We start from the raw sequence: 17979 nt of genomic DNA on the forward strand, positions 1-17979 counted from the left end.
TGTAAATCCCTTCGTCCCGGCCCGGCGTCCCACATCCATGCACACCCAGAAAAGAACCGTCCTGCTCGTCGCGCTATTGGCCGCCCTGGCGGCCTTCGCCCTCTGGTTCCTCATGAAGCCCATCGCCGCCAAGCCAGGGGTGCCTGCCGCCGTTCCGGTGCGGGTCGTCAGCGTGGAGCAGAAGGATGTACCGCGCTTCGCCAGCGGCATCGGTACGGTGCTGTCACTGCACAGCGTGGTGATCCGTCCGCAGATCGACGGCATTCTCACCCGATTGCTGGTCAAGGAAGGGCAACGGGTGAGCAAGGGCGACCTGCTGGCGACCATCGACGATCGCTCCATTCGCGCCAGCCTCGACCAGGCCCGGGCCCAGCTTGGCGAAAGCCAGGCGCAACTGGCGGTGGCCCAGGTCAATCTCAAGCGTTACAAATTGCTGAGCGTCGATGATGGCGTCTCGAAGCAGACCTACGATCAGCAACAGGCCCTGGTCAATCAGCTCAAGGCCACTGCCCAGGGCAACCAGGCGGCCATTGACGCCGCACAGGTGCAGTTGTCCTACACCCAGATCCGCTCCCCGGTGACCGGTCGCGTCGGCATCCGCAACGTGGACGAAGGCAACTTCCTGCGCACCAGCGATACCGAAGGCCTGTTCACCGTGACCCAGATCGACCCGATTGCGGTGGAGTTTTCCTTGCCCCAGCAGATGCTGCCCACCTTGCAACGGCTGATCGCCGCGCCCGAACAGGCGTTGGTCAAGGCCTACATCGGCGCCGATGGCACGGCCGGGGAAATGCTTGGCGAAGGCCGGCTGAGCCTCATCGACAACCAGATCAACCCCAACACCGGCACCCTGCGGGCCAAGGCCGAGTTCAACAACGCCGGGCAAAGGCTGTGGCCCGGGCAACTGGTCACGCTGAAAATCCAGACCGCCCTCGACACGGGTGTCCTGGTGGTTTCGCCGACCGTGGTCCAGCGCGGACTGGACCAGCACTTCGTCTACCGGGTCAAGGGAGACAAGGTCGAGAGCGTACCGGTGGAAATGGTTTACCAGGACAGCGGCATGCAGATCATCAAGGGGGTGAACGCCGGTGATCAACTGGTGAGTGACGGCCAGTCACGCCTCAGGCCGGGGGCCCGTGTCCAGGTGCTCACTGCCCCACTGGCCCTCGCCAAGACCACGGAGCCGCAGCCATGAAGGGTCGCGGCTCGATTTCGGCGTGGTGCATCGACCACCCCGTCGCCACGGTGCTGCTGACGTTCGCCCTGATACTGCTGGGGAGTATCGCCTTCCCTCGCCTGCCCGTCGCCCCCTTGCCGGAGGCGGAGTTCCCGACGATCCAGGTCAGGGCCCAACTACCCGGCGCCAGCCCCGAAACCATGGCCTCCTCGGTGGCTACGCCGCTGGAAGTGCAGTTCAGCGCGATCCCCGGCATCACTCAGATGACGTCCAGCAGCGCCCTGGGCTCGACCAACCTGACCCTGCAATTCAGCCTCGACAAGAGCATCGACACCGCCGCCCAGGAAGTGCAGGCAGCCATCAATACCGCCGCCGGCAAACTGCCCGGCGACATGCCGAACCTGCCCACCTGGCGCAAGGTCAACCCCGCCGACAGCCCGGTGCTGATCCTCAGTATCAGTTCCAGCCTGATGCCCGGCACCGAACTGAGCGACTACGTCGAAACGCTGCTTGCCCGTCAGATCAGCCAGATCGACGGCGTAGGCCAAGTCTACATCTCCGGTCAACAACGCCCGGCGATCCGGGTCCAGGCCTCCGCCGACCGTCTCGCCGCCATCGGCCTGACCCTGGCCGACATCCGCACCACGCTCCAGCAGGCCAGCCTCAACCTGGCCAAGGGCGCGCTGTACGGCGACTCGAGCATCTCGACCTTGTCCACCAACGATCAATTGTTCCAGCCGGAGGAATACGGCGACCTGATCGTGTCCTACAAAAATGGAGCACCAGTGCACCTCAAGGACATCGCCAAGGTGGTCAATGGCTCGGAAAACGCCTACGTCCAGGCCTGGTCCGATAACGAGCCTGGGCTCAACCTGGTGATCTTCCGGCAGCCCGGGGCGAACATCGTTGAAACCGTCGACCGCATCCAGGCGGCGCTGCCCACCCTGGAAGCCATGTTGCCCGCCGCGGTACAGGTCAAGGTGCTGATCGACCGCACCCAGACCATCCGCGCCTCGCTGCACGAAGTGGAGATCACCCTGCTGATCGCCGTGCTGCTGGTGGTGGCGGTCATGGCGTTGTTCCTGCGCCAGCTCTCGGCGACGCTGATCGTTTCGGCCGTGCTGGGGGTGTCCCTGACCGCGAGCTTCGCCCTGATGTACGTGATGGGCTTCAGTCTGAACAACCTGACCCTGGTGGCCATCGTCATCTCGGTGGGCTTTGTGGTGGACGACGCGATCGTGGTGGTGGAGAACATCCACCGGCATCTGGAGGCCGGTGACGGCATGCGCGAGGCGGCGATCAAGGGCGTCGGCGAAATCGGCTTCACGGTGGTGTCCATCAGTTTCTCCCTGATCGCCGCGTTCATTCCGTTGCTGTTCATGGGCGGCGTGGTCGGGCGACTGTTCAAGGAGTTCGCCTTGACCGCCACCTCGACCATCCTGATTTCCGTGGTGGTGTCCCTGACCCTGGCGCCAACCCTGGCAGCGCTGTTCATGCGCGCCCCGGTGCATCATGCCCACCGAGGTCCGGGCTTTGGCGAACGGCTGCTGGGCGGCTATGAAAAGGGCTTGCGCAAGGCGCTGGCCCATCAAAAGCTGATGATCGGTATGTTTGGCCTGACCCTGGCACTGGCGGTGACAGGCTATGTGTTCATCCCCAAGGGGTTCTTTCCGGTACAGGACACCGGCCTGGTGCTGGGCACCAGCGAAGCGGCCGCCGATGTGTCGTTCCCGGACATGGTGGCCAAGCACAAGGCCCTGGCCGAAATCGTCGCCGCCGACCCGGCGGTGCAGACGTTCTCCCACTCCGTCGGCGTCTCGGGCAGCAACCAGACCATCGCCAGCGGCCGTTTCTGGATCGCCCTCAAGCCCCAGGACGAGCGCGACGTCACGGCCAGCGGCTTCATCGACCGGATCCGTCCCAAGCTGCAGAAAATTCCTGGCGTGGTGCTGTACCTCAGGGCCGGGCAGGACATCAACCTCAGTTCCGGTCCCAGTCGCGCTCAGTACCAGTATGTCCTCAAGAGCAACGACGGCCCTACCCTCAACACCTGGACCCAGAAACTCACCGAAAGGCTGCGCGGCAACCCGGCGTTCCGAGACATCTCCAACGACCTGCAACCGGGCGGCAGCATTACCCACATCAACATCGACCGCAGCGCGGCGGCACGCTTCGGCCTGACCGCCAGCGACGTCGACCAGGCGCTGTACGATGCCTTCGGACAGCGGCAGATCAACGAATTCCAGACAGAGACCAACCAGTACACCGTGATCCTGGAACTCGACACCCGGCAACGTGGCAAGGCCGAAAGCCTGGCCTACTTCTACCTGCGCTCGCCCCTGAGCGGGGAAATGGTGCCGCTCTCGGCCCTGGCCCGCTTCGATCCCCCCACCAACGGCCCGCTGTCCATTGCCCATGACGGCATGTTCCCCGCCGCTAACCTGTCGTTCAACCTGGCACCAGGCGTGGCGCTGGGGGATGCGGTGCGCATACTCGACCAGGCGAAGAACGAGATCGGCATGCCGGCCGCCATCAGCGGCAACTTCCAGGGCGCGGCGCAGGCGTTCCAGAGCTCCCTGGCCAACCAGCCGTGGCTGATCCTTGCCGCGCTGGTGGCGGTGTATATCATCCTCGGCGTGCTCTACGAGAGCTTCGTGCATCCGCTGACCATCATCTCCACCCTGCCCTCTGCCGGCCTTGGTGCGCTGATCATGCTTTGGCTGTTGGGCCAGGACTTCTCGATCATGGCGCTGATCGGGCTGGTGCTGCTGATCGGGATCGTCAAGAAGAACGGCATCCTGATGATCGACTTCGCCCTCGACGCGCAGCGCAATGGCGGGCTGACTCCGCAAGAGGCGATCTTCCAGGCCGGCATGACCCGGTTCCGCCCGATCATCATGACCACCCTGGCCGCCCTGCTCGGCGCCCTGCCGCTGATGCTTGGCCATGGCCCTGGCGCGGAGTTGCGCCAGCCCCTGGGCATTGCGGTAGTCGGCGGCCTGCTGGTGAGCCAGGCGCTGACGTTGTTCACCACACCGGTCATATACTTGTGGCTCGAGCGCTTGTTCCATCGGCCCGCCCATCATTCCGGGCCTGCGCCAGCTACGGCGCTGGCGACTACAGACTGAGGCGGGGCCAATGCGCGTTCTGATCATCGAAGACGAAGAAAAAACCGCGGATTACCTGCATCGTGGCCTGACGGAACAGGGCTACATCGTGGATGTGGCCCCCGATGGTGTCGAAGGGCTGCACCTGGCCCTGGAAAGCGAATATGCGGTGATCGTGCTCGACGTGATGCTGCCGGGCCTGGACGGCTTCGGCGTGCTGCGTGCCCTGCGCGCCCGCAAGCAGACACCAGTGATCATGCTCACGGCCCGGGAACGGGTCGAAGACCGGGTCAAGGGTTTGCGCGACGGCGCCGACGATTACCTGGGCAAGCCGTTCTCCTTCCTGGAATTGGTGGCCCGCCTGCAAGCCCTGACCCGTCGCAGCGGCGGCCATGAGCCGATGCAGGTGAGCATCGCCGACCTGTGGATCGACCTGATCAGCCGCAAGGCCACCCGCGCCGGCCAACGCCTGGATTTGACGGCCAAGGAGTTCTCGCTGCTCAGTGTCCTCGCCCGCCGCCAGGGTGAAATCCTCTCCAAGACCGCCATCGCCGAAATGGTCTGGGACATCAATTTCGACAGCGACGCCAATGTCGTGGAGGTGGCGATCAAACGCCTGCGGGCCAAGCTTGACGGGCCGTTCGAACAGAAGTTGCTGCATACCATCCGCGGGATGGGCTATGTGCTGGAAAGTCGCAGTGAGTAACAGTATCGCGCTACGCCTCAGCGGCCTGTTCACCCTGGTCGCCGCGCTGGTGTTCCTGTTGATCGGCGGTGCCTTGTACCAGCAGGTCGAAAAAGGCCTCGGCCTGTTGCCCGAAGCCGAACTCGACGCCCGCTACAGCGTCCTCGAATCCACCGTGGGCCGTTACGGTACGCCCGAGCACTGGGTGAAGATCCACAACAAGTTGCACTTGCTGGGCGAGGAAGACAAGCGCATCCACTTCTGGATCGTCAGCGGTGATCCACACTTCGAATATGGCGATCCCGACCCGCAGATCCGCGCCTTCACTCAAGGGCCACTGGGTAAACGCGACCTGCAATTGCCCAACCGCCACTACCCGATGAAAGTGCTGGTGAGCCAGTTTCCGGCCAAGGACCAGCGACCGCCGCTGCGCTTCATGATCGGCATCGACACCGAGACGTTCTACCAGACCCAGCATCGTCTGCTGGTGGCCTTGGTGAGCCTGGCGATTGTCGGGGTGTTGCTCGCCTCCCTGCTGGGCTACTGGGTGGCGCATATCGGCCTCAAACCACTGATCAAATTGTCCGATGAAGCCCGGCGCCTGACCCCTCCGCGCCTGTCCGGGCGCCTACGGCTCTCGCCGTTGCCACCGGAGCTCAGCCAGTTCGTCAGTTCCTTTAACGCCACCCTCGACCGGGTCGAACAGGCCTACTCACGCCTGGAGTCGTTCAACGCCGATGTCGCCCATGAACTGCGCTCGCCCCTGACCAACCTCATCGGCCAGACCCAGGTGGCGTTGACCCGTGGCCGTTCGGCCGAGCATTATTTCGAAGTGCTGCAATCGAACCTCGAGGAACTGGAACGGCTGCGCTCGATCATCAACGACATGCTGTTCCTCGCCAGCGCCGACCAAGGCAACAAGGCCACCAAGCTGACCACCACGTCCCTGGCCGACGAAGTGGCCACCACCCTCGATTACCTGGACTTCATCCTCGAAGATGCCCAGGTCCAGGTGCGGGTCAGCGGCGACGCCCAGGCCAGCATCGAGATCGCTCATCTGCGCCGGGCGCTGATCAACCTGCTGAGCAACGCCGTACAGCACACCGCACCCGGACAGATTATCGACGTGAGCATCGAAGCCCAGGCCGACCAGATCACCCTCGCCGTCACCAACCCTGGCGAACCCATTGCCAATGAACACCTGCCGCGACTGTTCGAACGCTTCTACCGGGTCGATGCCTCTCGCAGCAACAGTGGGGCCAACCATGGGTTGGGGCTGGCCATCGTCAGGGCCATCGCCCTGATGCACGGTGGCGATGTCTTCGTGCGCAGTGACCGGGGTGCCAATACCTTCGGGATTCGTTTGCCGGCCTGATCCCCGTACCGTTTTTTGCGCGAACACTGATTGCCCCCTCTCGCCGATCCAAGCACAATCAGCAAAAGGCCAGCATCTGGTGAATTGCCAGCTATGCTCCCTTCGGAATGGATCGACCCAATAGACATCGGAATCATGAGCCCCAGCAGTGCGACATCCGGCAGCACCCCGCTATCGATACGTTCGGAGCGGATACTCGTACTGGCCAGCTCACTGGTTGTCATCGCCATCCTGAGCATCGTCACCTTCCTGCTGATTCGCGAACACGCCAGCGCCCGTGAAGCGGCGACCCGTGCGGCCACCAATATCGTGCAGTTGATCAATGCCGATGTGCTGCGCAACGTGGAACTCTACGACGTGTCGGTGCAAGGCCTGATAGCCGCGGCCAAGCGCGAAGACCTGAAAGACGTCTCACCGGAAATCCGCCACCTGGCCCTGTTCGACCGCGCCACCGCCGCCCCCTACAAAGGCGACATCCTGCTGCTGGACAAACAAGGCGATGTGATCGCTGACTCGACCTCGGTCGAACCACGCGTCGGTAACCATGCTGAGCGGGAGTATTTCCAGTCCCACCTCCAGAACCCGAGTCCGGACATGATGATCAGTCGCCCCTTCCGGGCCAGGAGTGACGAGCACGACTGGCGTATCAGTTTCAGTCGCCGGCTGAGCGACGAGCGCGGCGATTTCCTGGGCGTGGCCGAAGCAGCGATGCGCTTGAATTACTTCAGCCAGTTGTTCAAGAGCTTGAACATCGGGCATGGCGGTACGGTCAACCTGATCAGCCGCGAGGGAATCCTGCTGGCCCAGGAACCGCCCCTGGCCGAGGACATGATCGGTCGGGATTTCAGCAACCGGCCGAATTTCGTGCGCATCCTGCATGAAGGTAACGGCAGCTTCACCAGCATTTCCGGTTTTGACCAGAAACAGCGCCTCTACACTTTTTCCCAGGTCGGCAACTTGCCGTTGATCGTCGTGGTGGCGCTCTCCTCCGAGGAAGTCTTCGCTTCATGGCTACGCACGACGCTGATCGTCAGCGGCGCTACCGGTGCGCTGTGCATCGGCCTGCTCTGGCTGACCTGGCTGCTGCGCCGCGAATTGAGACGCCGCCATCGTGCTGAACGGGAGTTGGCCCAGCGGGCGGCCACCGATCCACTGACGGGCCTGGCCAACCGCAGGGCCCTCGACGAGACGCTGCAACGGGAATGGCCACGTGCCTTGCGCTCGGGCCAGCCGCTGTCGGTGCTGATGATCGATGCCGACCACTTCAAGGCATTCAATGATCGTCATGGCCATCAACAAGGTGACGAGGCATTGCGAGTCCTGGCACGCCTGATCGGTGAACGTGTCCGTCGTCCAGCCGACCTGGCCGCCCGCTACGGTGGCGAAGAGTTCTCGGTGGTATTGCCGGAAACCAACACTGCCGGGGCGTTTGCCATGGCCCAGAGCATTCGCGAAGCAGTGGAACAGCTGCCCGTCCGGCCGGGCGAGGCGCCCATGACCGTCAGCATCGGCATCGCCACCTGGTCCCAGGGACCGTATGGCGACTTCGAACAGCTCCTGTTCGCCGCCGACAAGGCGCTATACCAGGCCAAGGCCAGCGGACGCAATTGCGTGGTCTGCGCGATGTAGGATCCCGATGCCCCTGTGGCAAAGGAGTTTTCTGGGGCAAAGAAGTTTATCTGTGGCGAGGGGATTTATCCCCGCTGGGCTGCGCAGCAGCCCCATCACTATGGACTCAATCCATCTGACTCACCAAGTTGCCTGGTTTTGGGGCTGCTGCGCAGCCCAGCGGGGATAAATCCCCTCGCCACAGATAAATCCCCCCGCCACAGACAAGCCATAAAAAAAGGCCACCCGAAGGCAGCCCTTAAAAAACTAGAGAGGTTTTTTGCTTACACGGCCGCAACAGGACGCATGTAAGAGATCGGTGCGGTACTGGCGTCTTCGAACGTCACCACTTCCCAAGCATCTTTCTGCTCAATCAACTTGCGCAGCAGCTGGTTGTTCAGTGCGTGGCCGGACTTGAAGCCCTTGAACTCACCAATCAGGCTATTGCCCAGCAGGTAGAGGTCGCCGATTGCATCGAGGATCTTGTGTTTGACGAATTCATCTTCATAGCGAAGACCGTCTTCGTTCAACACGCCATCGGAATCGACCACGATCGCGTTTTCAACACTGCCGCCGAGTGCGAGGTTGTGCTTGCGCAGGTACTCGATGTCACTCATGAAACCAAAGGTACGGGCGCGGCTGACTTCTTTGGCAAAGAAGTTATCTGTGGCGAGGGGATTTATCCCCGCTGGGCTGCGGAGCAGCCCCATCACTATGGACTCAATCCATCTGACTCACCAAGTTGCCTGGTTTTGGGGCTGCTGCGCAGCCCAGCGGGGATAAATCCCCTCGCCACAGATAAATCCCCTCGCCACAGACAAGCCATAAAAAAAGGCCACCCGAAGGCAGCCCTTAAAAAACTAGAGAGGTTTTTTGCTTACACGGCCGCAACAGGACGCATGTAAGAGATCGGTGCGGTACTGGCATCTTCGAACGTCACCACTTCCCAAGCATCTTTCTGCTCAATCAACTTGCGCAGCAGCTGGTTGTTCAGTGCGTGGCCGGACTTGAAGCCCTTGAACTCACCAATCAGGCTATTGCCCAGCAGGTAGAGGTCGCCGATTGCATCGAGGATCTTGTGTTTGACGAATTCGTCTTCATAGCGAAGACCGTCTTCGTTCAACACGCCATCGGAATCGACCACGATCGCGTTTTCAACACTGCCGCCGAGTGCGAGGTTGTGCTTGCGCAGGTACTCGATGTCACTCATGAAACCAAAGGTACGGGCGCGGCTGACTTCTTTTACGAACGAAGTGCTGGAAAAATCCACGCTTGCACTCTGGGTGCGGTCACGGAAAACCGGGTGATCGAAATCGATCTCGAAGCTCACCTTGAAACCATCGAAAGGGACGAAAGTGGCGCGCTTGTCGCCGTCTTCCACTGTCACTTCCCGCAGGATGCGGATGAACTTCTTGGCCGCGTCCTGCTCTTCCAGGCCAGCCGATTGAATCAGGAATACGAAGGGTCCGGCGCTGCCATCCATGATCGGGACTTCGGACGCGGAGAGCTCGACGTAGGCGTTATCGATGCCCAGGCCAGCCATGGCCGAGAGCAAATGCTCCACCGTGTCCACTTTGGTGTCACCGTTGACCAGCGTGGTCGACATGGTGGTTTCACCAACATTTTCCGCGCGAGCAGGAATCTGCACCACAGGGTCGAGGTCGGCACGACAAAACACAATGCCGGTGTCGACAGGCGCGGGCTTGAGGGTCAGGTAGACCTTCTCGCCGGAGTGCAGGCCGACACCTGTGGCACGGATAATATTCTTCAGGGTGCGTTGTTTAATCATGGCATGGGCCGCTTCAGCGCAAATTGCGAACTGGTATCAACAAAGGCTGGCGATGATAGCAGACCAGACCTTTGCTGAACACCAATCACCCGAATACCCCTGATACATTTCATCAATCGGCCTGACGACGCAGGAAGGCCGGGATGTCCAGGTAGTCCAGATCGTCTTGTGGATTCATCTTCGCGGCAGTCGCAGCACCGGCCTGGGCCTGGTTGCGCATGACAGTCGGACGGTCCAGGTCGCGGTAGTTCACCGCAGGCTGTTCCTGACGAACGGAGGCTTGCTGCTGAGGCTGCGAGGCCATTGTGGTCTGGACAGTGTTGTCGATCACCTTCATCGGCTTCTCGATTTTCGCGCCCAGGCCGGTGGCAACCACGGTTACGTGCAGCTCGTCACGCATGTCCGGATCGATCACGGTGCCGACCTTGACCATGGCGTGGTCGGAAGCGAACGCTTCGATGATGCTGCCCACGTCGGAGTACTCGCCCAGGGACAGGTCGGGACCCGCGGTGATGTTCACCAGGATGCCGCGGGCGCCCTGCAGGTTCACATCTTCGAGCAACGGGTTGCGGATGGCCGCTTCGGTGGCTTCGCGAGCACGGTTCGGACCGCTGGCGCAGCCAGTGCCCATCATCGCCATGCCCATTTCGGACATCACGGTGCGTACGTCGGCGAAGTCGACGTTGATCATCCCAGGACGCTTGATGATGTCGGAGATACCGCGAACGGCACCGGCCAGTACGTCATCGGCCTTGGCGAACGCCGACAGCAGGCTGGCGTCTTTACCGAGGATGGTCAGCAGCTTCTCGTTGGGGATGGTGATCAACGAGTCGACGCTTTCGCTCAGCGCGCGGATGCCTTCATCGGCAATCTGCATGCGCTTGCGGCCTTCGAACGGGAACGGACGGGTCACCACCGCAACGGTGAGGATGCCCATTTCCTTGGCCACTTCGGCAATGATCGGCGCCGCACCGGTACCGGTACCGCCGCCCATGCCCGTGGTGATGAACACCATGTTGGTGCCGGCCAGGACTTCAGCGATGCGCTCGCGGTCTTCCAGGGCAGCCTGACGGCCAACCTCGGGATTCGCGCCGGCACCCAGGCCCTTGGTCACGCCGGTACCCAGTTGCAGGATGGTCCGCGCGCCAATGTTCTTCAGCGCTTGAGCATCGGTGTTGGCGCAGATGAACTCGACGCCTTCGATGTTGCTCTTGACCATGTGGTTGACAGCGTTGCCGCCGCCACCGCCGACACCGATTACTTTGATAACCGGGCTAGCGGGGATGTTGTCTACGAGTTCGAACATTTTCCCTCTCCTTACATTCTCTAGTTTTTTTCGCCTACTGCGTTTGCTGCCCTTCCGGCACCAGGCCTGAAACCTGCCACCCGAAGCTTGAAACCTGTATCAGAAATTTCCTTTGACCCACGCCTGGAGCCGCTCGAACAGCGGTGCCTTCGGCTCGTCGCTGCTGTAGCTGTCGCGACTGCCGATGCCCGAGAACGAGATCCCGTCGGACTGTTTCTGCAGGCCGTACATCAACAGGCCCACGCCGGTGGAATAGATCGGGTTGCGCACCACGTCATCCAGGCCCTTGACGCCATGGGGCACGCCCAGGCGCACCGGCATGTGGAAGATCTCCTCGGCCAGCTCGACCGCGCCTTCCATCTTCGACGTACCGCCGGTCAACACGATGCCGGCCGGAATCAGGTCTTCGTAGCCGCTGCGGCGCAGTTCGGCCTGGATCAGCGTGAACAGTTCGTCGTAGCGCGGCTCGACCACTTCGGCCAGGGCCTGACGGGACAGCTCGCGCGGAGGACGGTCGCCGACGCTCGGGACCTTGATGGTTTCACCGGCACCGGCCAGTTTCGCCAGGGCACAGGCGTAGCGGATCTTGATTTCCTCGGCGTACTGGGTCGGGGTGCGCAACGCCATGGCGATGTCGTTGGTCACCTGGTCACCGGCAATCGGGATCACCGCGGTGTGGCGAATGGCGCCTTCGGTGAAGATCGCGATGTCGGTGGTGCCGCCGCCGATGTCCACCAGGCACACGCCCAGTTCTTTCTCGTCGTCGGTCAGCACCGAGTAGGCCGAAGCCAGTTGCTCGAGGATGATGTCGTCGATTTCCAGGCCGCAACGGCGTACGCATTTCTCGATGTTCTGCGCGGCGTTCACGGCGCAAGTGACCACGTGGACCTTGGCTTCCAGACGCACGCCGGACATGCCCAGGGGCTCGCGCACGCCTTCCTGGTTGTCGATCACGTAATCCTGCGGCAGGGTGTGCAGCACCCGCTGGTCGGCCGGAATCGCCACGGCCTGGGCCGCGTCGAGCACGCGTTCGAGGTCGGCGGAGCTGACTTCGCGATCACGGATCGCGACGATACCGTGGGAGTTCAGGCTGCGAATGTGATTGCCCGCCACGCCGACGAACGCCGAGTGGATCCGGCAACCGGCCATCAGCTGCGCTTCTTCGATGGCGCGCTGGATCGATTGCACGGTGGACTCGATATTCACCACCACACCTTTCTTCAGGCCACGGGACGGATGGGTGCCGATCCCGACGATGACCAGCGTGCCGTCGTCCGCGACCTCGCCTACCAGCGCAACCACCTTGGAAGTGCCGATATCCAGCCCGACGATCATTTTTCCGCTTTGCACGTTTGCCATGGGTCCTGCCTCTTCTTAATTCTTCGCGACGGCGGGTTGGGCCGTCGTGGGCGCTACCGGTTCCCGCCAGCCAACAGCCAGGCCATTGGCGTAGCGCAGATCGATGCGCGCGATGTTCGTAATCTGTTCTTTGAGCGTCTTGTCATAGATGGCGATGAAACGGCGCATCTTTTCCACCAGGTTGCCGCGACCGAGCAGCAGCTCGATGCCCGGCCCAGAGCTGCCCGCGCCAGTGGTCAGGAACCAGCTGCCGCGTTCGCGCAATTCCAGGCGCGCGATGGAGAAACCCAACGGCCGCAACATCTGGCTCAACACCTGGTATTGCTGCATCACCTGTTGTTGAGCCCGCACGGGGCCGAACAACTGTGGCAAATGTTCGTAGTTGGCCAGTTCCCGCGGCGTGAACGCCTGGCCCTGGTTGTTCAACAGCGACTCGTCGCCCCAGCGGGCCACCGGCAGTTGTTCTTCCAGGCGGATCGAGACCTGGTCGGGCCACACGCGCCGGACTTCGGCATGGGCGATCCAGGGCATCTGCTCCAGCTCCGTGCGCATGCCCGCCAGGTCGATGGTGAAGAAGCTCGACGCCACGAACGGGGCGATCCGCTGCTGCACCGCTTGCTGGCTGATGTAGCTGAGGTCGCCCTGGACGTTGATCCGGGCGATCGGCCGGTCGGCGTAAGGCAGCAACCGCTGGGCGCCTTCATAGGTACCGAACCCCAACGCCACCAGCAGCACCGGCCAGAACAGGCTCTTGAGAAAACCAAAGTTGGCTTTCGGCAAGCGCGCCGACATCGGCTCTTTGGCCACCATTCGGCTGGCACCCCGCGGCACCGGCTTGCGACCGGGTGCGGATGGCTGATGACGAAGCGATGCGCCTTGCATGGCTTAACCTCTTGGCTCTTGAGAGCCGACACTGGCGGCCAGGATCGACAGCACCAGTTGCTGGAAATCCAGACCGGCGGCACGGGCCGCCATCGGGACCAGGCTGTGATCGGTCATGCCGGGCGCCGTGTTGACTTCCAGGAACCAGAACTGCCCATCGGCGTCCTGCATCACGTCCGCCCGTCCCCAACCGGCAATACCCAGCGCCTCACAGGCCTTGGCCGTGAGGTCCATCAATTCTTTTTCCTTGGTGCTGTCCAGCCCGCAGGGAATGCGGTACTGGGTGTCATTGGCCACGTACTTGGCGTCGTAGTCGTAGAACGTGTGAGGCGTGCCCAGCGCGATCGGCGGCAACACCTGGTCACGCAGGGTGGCGATGGTGAACTCGGGACCGGTGATCCATTGCTCGACCAACACTTGCGAATCGTAGGAACTGGCGTCTTTCCATGCCGCGGTCAACTCAGGCAGCGAATTCACTTTCGCCATGCCGATACTTGAACCTTCATGGGCCGGTTTGACGATCAAAGGGAAGCCCAGTTCCGTGGCCGCCGAAATACAGTCGGCCTCGGACGCCAGCACGGCATGACGCGGCGTCGGAATGCCGAGGCTGTGCCAGACCTGCTTGGTGCGCAGTTTGTCCATCGCCAGGGCCGACGCCAGAATGCCGCTGCCGGTGTAGGGAATGCCCAGGCATTCGAGCAGGCCTTGCATGCTGCCGTCTTCACCGCCGCGACCGTGGAGAATGATGAACGCGCGGTCGATCTTTTCGCTCAGCAGGCGCTGCAGGAAGTCATCGCCCACGTCGATGCCGAACGCATCGACACCGGCGCTTTGCAGGGCTTCGAGCACGGCGTTGCCGGACTTGAGGGACACCTCGCGCTCGGCACTCTTGCCGCCGAACAGCACGGCGACGCGGCCGAAAGCTTTCGGGTCAAGGGTGGAGACCAGGTTGGCGTAGGCAGCAGTCATTTCAGTTTCCCCTCGCTGGAGGCCGCGGTGGCACCGGCGAATAACGGACTTTTCAACAGTTTCGGCGCCAGGCCACCGATATCACCGGCCCCTTGGCACAACAGGATGTCTCCGGCGCGCAGCAGCGGCTTGACCAGCGGCGCGAGGTCCACGCCGCGTTCGATGTAGATCGGGTCCAGTTGACCGCGCTGGCGGATGCTGTGGCACAGCTGACGGCTGTCGGCGCCCGGGATCGGCTCTTCTCCGGCCGGATAGACTTCCATCAACAGCAGCACGTTGGCATCGGCCAGCACCTGGACGAAATCGTCGTACAGGTCGCGGGTACGGCTATAGCGGTGCGGCTGGTAAACCATCACCAGGCGGCGCTCCGGCCAACCACCGCGCACGGCCTTGATCACCGCCGCGACTTCGGTCGGGTGGTGGCCGTAATCGTCCACCAGCATCACCTGGCCGCCGTCCACCGGCAGCTCGCCATAGACCTGGAAGCGCCGCCCCACGCCCTGGAACCCCGACAGTCCCTGAACGATGGCTTCGTCGCTGACACCTTCGTCGGTGGCAATGCAGATGGTGGCCAGGGCGTTGAGCACGTTGTGGTTGCCCGGCATGTTCACCGACACGTCCAGCGGCTCACGGTCGGGACGCAGCACGGTGAAGAACGTCTGCATGCCCTGCTGGCGCACATTGATGGCGCGCACGTCGGCTTCTTCGCCGAAACCGTAGGTCACGGTCGGACGTTTGATCAGCGGCAGAATCTCGCGTACCACCGGATCGTCCAGGCACACCACCGCCAGCCCGTAGAACGGCAGGTTGTGGAGGAACTCGACGAAGGTCTTCTTCAACTTGTTGAAGTCGCCGTCATAGGTCGCCATGTGGTCGGCGTCGATGTTGGTGACCACGGCCACCAGCGGTTGCAGGTGCAGGAAGCTCGCATCACTCTCGTCGGCTTCGGCGATCAGGTAGCGGCTGGTGCCCAGTTGGGCGTTGGTGCCCGCGGCATTCAGACGACCGCCGATCACGAAGGTCGGGTCCAGGCCGCCGGCGGCGAACACCGAGGCGATCAGGCTGGTGGTGGTGGTCTTGCCGTGGGTACCGGCCACGGCGATGCCGTGGCGATAGCGCATTAGCTCGGCCAGCATCTCGGCACGGGGCACCACCGGAATGCGGCGTTCCAGGGCGGTGGCGACTTCCGGGTTGGAGGTGTTCACGGCACTGGAAACCACCAGCACATCGGCATTGGCGGCGTTCTCGGCACGGTGGCCGATAAAGATCTGGGCACCAAAGGATTCCAGGCGCTCGGTGACCGGCGAAGCCTTCAGGTCGGAACCTGACACCTGATAGCCCAGGTTCAGCAGCACTTCGGCAATCCCGCACATGCCCACGCCGCCGATACCGACGAAGTGGATGCGGCGGATACGGCGCATCTCCGGCTGTGGCATGGCTTTGCGATTCTCAACCATGGGCCACCTCCAGGCAGGTATCGACCACTTGGGCCGTTGCATCGGGTTTGGCCAGGCGGCGCGCGGCGCGGGCCATGTCTTCAAGTCGTTGCGGTTGCATCAAGACCTCTGTCAGGCGGGCGGCAAGATCCGCGGCGCCGGTCGTTCTTTGCGGCAGCAGGAAGGCAGCGCCTTCACGGGCCAAATAATCGGCGTTGCGGGTCTGGTGATCGTCGATGGCGTGGGGCAAGGGCACCAGCATCGAGGGCAGACCGGCGGCAGCCAGTTCACTGATGGTCAACGCGCCTGCGCGACAGATCACCAGGTCGGCCCAGCCATAGGCTTGGGCCATGTCTTTGATGAACGGCTGCACTTGCGCCTCGACGCCTGCGGCGCGATAGCGCTCGGCGGTCACTTCATCGTGGTGCTTGCCGGCCTGGTGAAAGACTTCCGGCCGCAGTTCGGTGGCAACCTGCGACAAGGCTTCGGGCAGCAATTTGTTCAACGGCTCTGCCCCCAGGCTTCCACCCAGGACCAGCAAGCGCGCCTTGCGTCCGGCCAGGGCCGGGCGCGGGGTATCGAGAAACAGCTCGGTACGCACCGGATTGCCGGTGGTGCGGCGGCTGCCCGACAGGGTAAAGGTGTCGGGAAAGGCTTCACAGACCCGGGCGGCCAACGGCACCAGTAACCGATTGGCGGTACCGGCGACGGCGTTCTGCTCGTGAACGATTACCGGTACGCCGGCCAGTTTCGCCGCTACACCGCCAGGGCCGGTCACATAACCACCGAACCCGACCACACAGACCGGCCGCAGGCGACGAATGATCGCCCGCGCCTGCCAGACCGACTTGAGCAGCATCAGTGGCGCCTTGAGCAAGGACAGCTTGCCTTTGCCCCGCAGGCCGCTGGCATTGATCCGGTGCAACTCCAGACCCGCACCGGGAACCAATTCGTTCTCGATCCCCCGTGGGGTGCCCAGCCAGTGCACGGTGTAGCCGCGCGCCTGGAACTCCCGGGCACAGGCCAGCGCCGGGAACACGTGCCCGCCGGTGCCGCCCGCCATGATCAGCACGTTAGCGCCCATGAGTCGGCTCCTCGGCGAAGTCGCTCTCCTGGAATTCCATCTCTTCGCTGCCCAGGTGGGTCCGACTCTCCCATTCGATGCGCAGCAAGAGGCCGAGACAGGCACAGCAGATCACCAGAGAGCTACCGCCATAGCTGAGGAACGGCAGCGTCAGGCCCTTGGTCGGCAGCAGGCCGACGTTCACACCGATGTTGATCAGGAACTGACCAATCCACAGGAATGACAGACCATAGGCCACATAAGCGGCGAAGAACTGCTTGGCCCTCTCGGCCCACAAGCCGATGTACATTCCACGCACGCAGACGAACACGAACAGGGCCAGGGTGCACAGCGACCCCACCACGCCGAGCTCTTCGGCCAGCACCGAGAACACGAAGTCGGTGTGGGCTTCCGGCAGGTAGAACTGTTTCTGCACGCTGTTGCCCAGGCCCACGCCCAGCCATTCGCCGCGCCCGAAGGCGATCAGTGCCTGGGTCAATTGATAACCAGAACCGAACTGGTCGGCCCACGGGTCGGTAAAGGTGATCAGGCGCGCCATCCGATAGGGTTGCGCTTGCACCAGCACCGTCACGGCAGCCACCGCCAGCGCCACCATCAGGATGAAGCGGAACAGCCCGACCCCGCCCAGGAACAGCATCGCCGCCGCCGCGCCCATCATCACCACCGTGGCGCCGAAGTCGGGCTCCATCAGCAACAGGCCCGACATGGGCAGCAACACGATGAAGGGCTTGAAGAAGCCCATCCAGCTTTCGCGCACTTCTTTCTGGCGACGCACCAGGTAACCGGCGAGGAAAAGCACCACGAAGACCTTGGCGATTTCCGAAGGCTGTACGTTGAAGAAGCCGAAACCGATCCAGCGCATCGAGCCGTTGACCTCGCGGCCAATACCCGGCACCAGCACCATCACCAGCAGGCCAAAGGCGCCGAGCAGCATCATCCAGCCCAGGCGCTGCCAGGTGGCGATCGGCACCATCATGGTGACGACGCAGACACCCAGGCCAATCACCAGGTAAATCAGGTGGCGGATCATGTGGTACAGGGGATTGCCGGACTGCACGGCCGCCACTTCCGACGACGCGGAGGTGATCATCACCAAGCCCAGGCCGAGCAACGCCAGGCAACCGGCGAGCATCGGGAAATCGAGGTCGATGCCACGCCCGGTGATCAGCGGCGACGGATACGGCTTGATGACACTTCTCAGG

The 17979-nt window shown here is 62.7% G+C and carries 13 protein-coding genes and 1 pseudogene; 5 read left to right on the forward strand and 9 right to left on the reverse strand.

What is annotated here, in order from left to right; translation table 11 throughout:
• Positions 1 to 37 precede the first annotated feature (37 nt).
• From LOY35_RS23000 to LOY35_RS23020, 5 genes are all read left to right on the forward strand, one after another.
• A complete protein-coding gene (locus LOY35_RS23000) occupies positions 38 to 1195 on the forward strand; it encodes an efflux RND transporter periplasmic adaptor subunit (protein ID WP_258627582.1) in 1158 nt (385 codons plus the stop codon).
• On the forward strand, positions 1192 to 4305 hold the full coding sequence (locus LOY35_RS23005) for a multidrug efflux RND transporter permease subunit (protein WP_258627584.1): 3114 nt from the start codon (positions 1192 to 1194) through the stop codon (positions 4303 to 4305). Before LOY35_RS23000 ends, LOY35_RS23005 begins: the two co-directional genes overlap by 4 nt.
• Positions 4306 to 4315: 10 nt before the next feature.
• Positions 4316 to 4990 (forward strand): heavy metal response regulator transcription factor, encoded by a 675-nt coding sequence (locus LOY35_RS23010; RefSeq protein WP_258627586.1) that lies wholly within the window; start codon positions 4316 to 4318, stop codon positions 4988 to 4990.
• A complete protein-coding gene (locus LOY35_RS23015; protein ID WP_258627588.1) occupies positions 4965 to 6344 on the forward strand; it encodes a heavy metal sensor histidine kinase in 1380 nt (459 codons plus the stop codon). The genes LOY35_RS23010 and LOY35_RS23015 overlap by 26 nt, the downstream gene beginning before the upstream one ends.
• Before the next feature lie 135 nt (positions 6345 to 6479).
• A complete protein-coding gene (locus tag LOY35_RS23020) occupies positions 6480 to 7973 on the forward strand; it encodes a sensor domain-containing diguanylate cyclase (protein ID WP_258627590.1) in 1494 nt (497 codons plus the stop codon).
• 263 nt (positions 7974 to 8236) lie between these two features.
• Here LOY35_RS23020 and LOY35_RS23025 read toward each other — a convergent pair.
• The 9 genes and pseudogenes from LOY35_RS23025 to ftsW all read right to left on the reverse strand — a co-directional run.
• A pseudogene (locus LOY35_RS23025) lies at positions 8237 to 8608 on the reverse strand (UDP-3-O-acyl-N-acetylglucosamine deacetylase); the annotation flags it as partial.
• A 221-nt stretch (positions 8609 to 8829) separates the two neighbouring features.
• Complete coding sequence (gene lpxC / locus LOY35_RS23030; RefSeq protein WP_010452622.1) at positions 8830 to 9741, reverse strand: UDP-3-O-acyl-N-acetylglucosamine deacetylase; 912 nt, start codon at positions 9739 to 9741, stop codon at positions 8830 to 8832.
• 112 nt (positions 9742 to 9853) lie between these two features.
• Positions 9854 to 11047 (reverse strand): cell division protein FtsZ, encoded by a 1194-nt coding sequence (gene ftsZ / locus LOY35_RS23035; RefSeq protein ID WP_258627596.1) that lies wholly within the window; start codon positions 11045 to 11047, stop codon positions 9854 to 9856.
• Between the two features lie 99 nt (positions 11048 to 11146).
• Positions 11147 to 12406 (reverse strand): cell division protein FtsA, encoded by a 1260-nt coding sequence (gene ftsA / locus LOY35_RS23040; RefSeq protein ID WP_003205342.1) that lies wholly within the window; start codon positions 12404 to 12406, stop codon positions 11147 to 11149.
• Between the two features lie 15 nt (positions 12407 to 12421).
• Positions 12422 to 13288 (reverse strand): cell division protein FtsQ/DivIB, encoded by an 867-nt coding sequence (locus tag LOY35_RS23045; RefSeq protein ID WP_258627598.1) that lies wholly within the window; start codon positions 13286 to 13288, stop codon positions 12422 to 12424.
• Positions 13289 to 13291: 3 nt separating this feature from the next.
• Positions 13292 to 14257 (reverse strand): D-alanine--D-alanine ligase, encoded by a 966-nt coding sequence (locus LOY35_RS23050; protein ID WP_258627601.1) that lies wholly within the window; start codon positions 14255 to 14257, stop codon positions 13292 to 13294.
• Positions 14254 to 15714, reverse strand: a complete 1461-nt coding sequence (gene murC / locus LOY35_RS23055) for a UDP-N-acetylmuramate--L-alanine ligase (protein WP_258627604.1) — start codon at positions 15712 to 15714, stop codon at positions 14254 to 14256. The genes LOY35_RS23050 and murC overlap by 4 nt, the downstream gene beginning before the upstream one ends.
• Positions 15707 to 16777, reverse strand: a complete 1071-nt coding sequence (gene murG / locus LOY35_RS23060) for an undecaprenyldiphospho-muramoylpentapeptide beta-N-acetylglucosaminyltransferase (protein ID WP_258627610.1) — start codon at positions 16775 to 16777, stop codon at positions 15707 to 15709. The genes murC and murG overlap by 8 nt, the downstream gene beginning before the upstream one ends.
• The gene (gene ftsW, locus LOY35_RS23065; RefSeq protein ID WP_258633715.1) at positions 16767 to 17978 is read right to left on the reverse strand and encodes a putative lipid II flippase FtsW; all 1212 of its coding nucleotides are present in this window, start codon (positions 17976 to 17978) and stop codon (positions 16767 to 16769) included. Before ftsW ends, murG begins: the two co-directional genes overlap by 11 nt.
• Between the last annotated feature and the right edge of the window lies 1 nt (position 17979).

Origin of the sequence: Pseudomonas sp. B21-028, assembly GCF_024749045.1 — a bacterium.
Taxonomy (GTDB): domain Bacteria; phylum Pseudomonadota; class Gammaproteobacteria; order Pseudomonadales; family Pseudomonadaceae; genus Aquipseudomonas.

Bases quoted from the DNA above. Each gene is read 5' to 3' on its own strand.
- LOY35_RS23000 (WP_258627582.1), top strand. From the start codon at position 38: ATGCACACCCAGAAAAGAACCGTCCTGCTCGTCGCGCTATTGGCCGCC.
- LOY35_RS23005 (WP_258627584.1), top strand. From the start codon at position 1,192: ATGAAGGGTCGCGGCTCGATTTCGGCGTGGTGCATCGACCACCCCGTC.
- LOY35_RS23010 (WP_258627586.1), top strand. From the start codon at position 4,316: ATGCGCGTTCTGATCATCGAAGACGAAGAAAAAACCGCGGATTACCTG.
- LOY35_RS23015 (WP_258627588.1), top strand. From the start codon at position 4,965: ATGTGCTGGAAAGTCGCAGTGAGTAACAGTATCGCGCTACGCCTCAGC.
- LOY35_RS23020 (WP_258627590.1), top strand. From the start codon at position 6,480: ATGAGCCCCAGCAGTGCGACATCCGGCAGCACCCCGCTATCGATACGT.
- lpxC (WP_010452622.1), bottom strand. From the start codon at position 9,741: ATGATTAAACAACGCACCCTGAAGAATATTATCCGTGCCACAGGTGTC.
- ftsZ (WP_258627596.1), bottom strand. From the start codon at position 11,047: ATGTTCGAACTCGTAGACAACATCCCCGCTAGCCCGGTTATCAAAGTA.
- ftsA (WP_003205342.1), bottom strand. From the start codon at position 12,406: ATGGCAAACGTGCAAAGCGGAAAAATGATCGTCGGGCTGGATATCGGC.
- LOY35_RS23045 (WP_258627598.1), bottom strand. From the start codon at position 13,288: ATGCAAGGCGCATCGCTTCGTCATCAGCCATCCGCACCCGGTCGCAAG.
- LOY35_RS23050 (WP_258627601.1), bottom strand. From the start codon at position 14,257: ATGACTGCTGCCTACGCCAACCTGGTCTCCACCCTTGACCCGAAAGCT.
- murC (WP_258627604.1), bottom strand. From the start codon at position 15,714: ATGGTTGAGAATCGCAAAGCCATGCCACAGCCGGAGATGCGCCGTATC.
- murG (WP_258627610.1), bottom strand. From the start codon at position 16,777: ATGGGCGCTAACGTGCTGATCATGGCGGGCGGCACCGGCGGGCACGTG.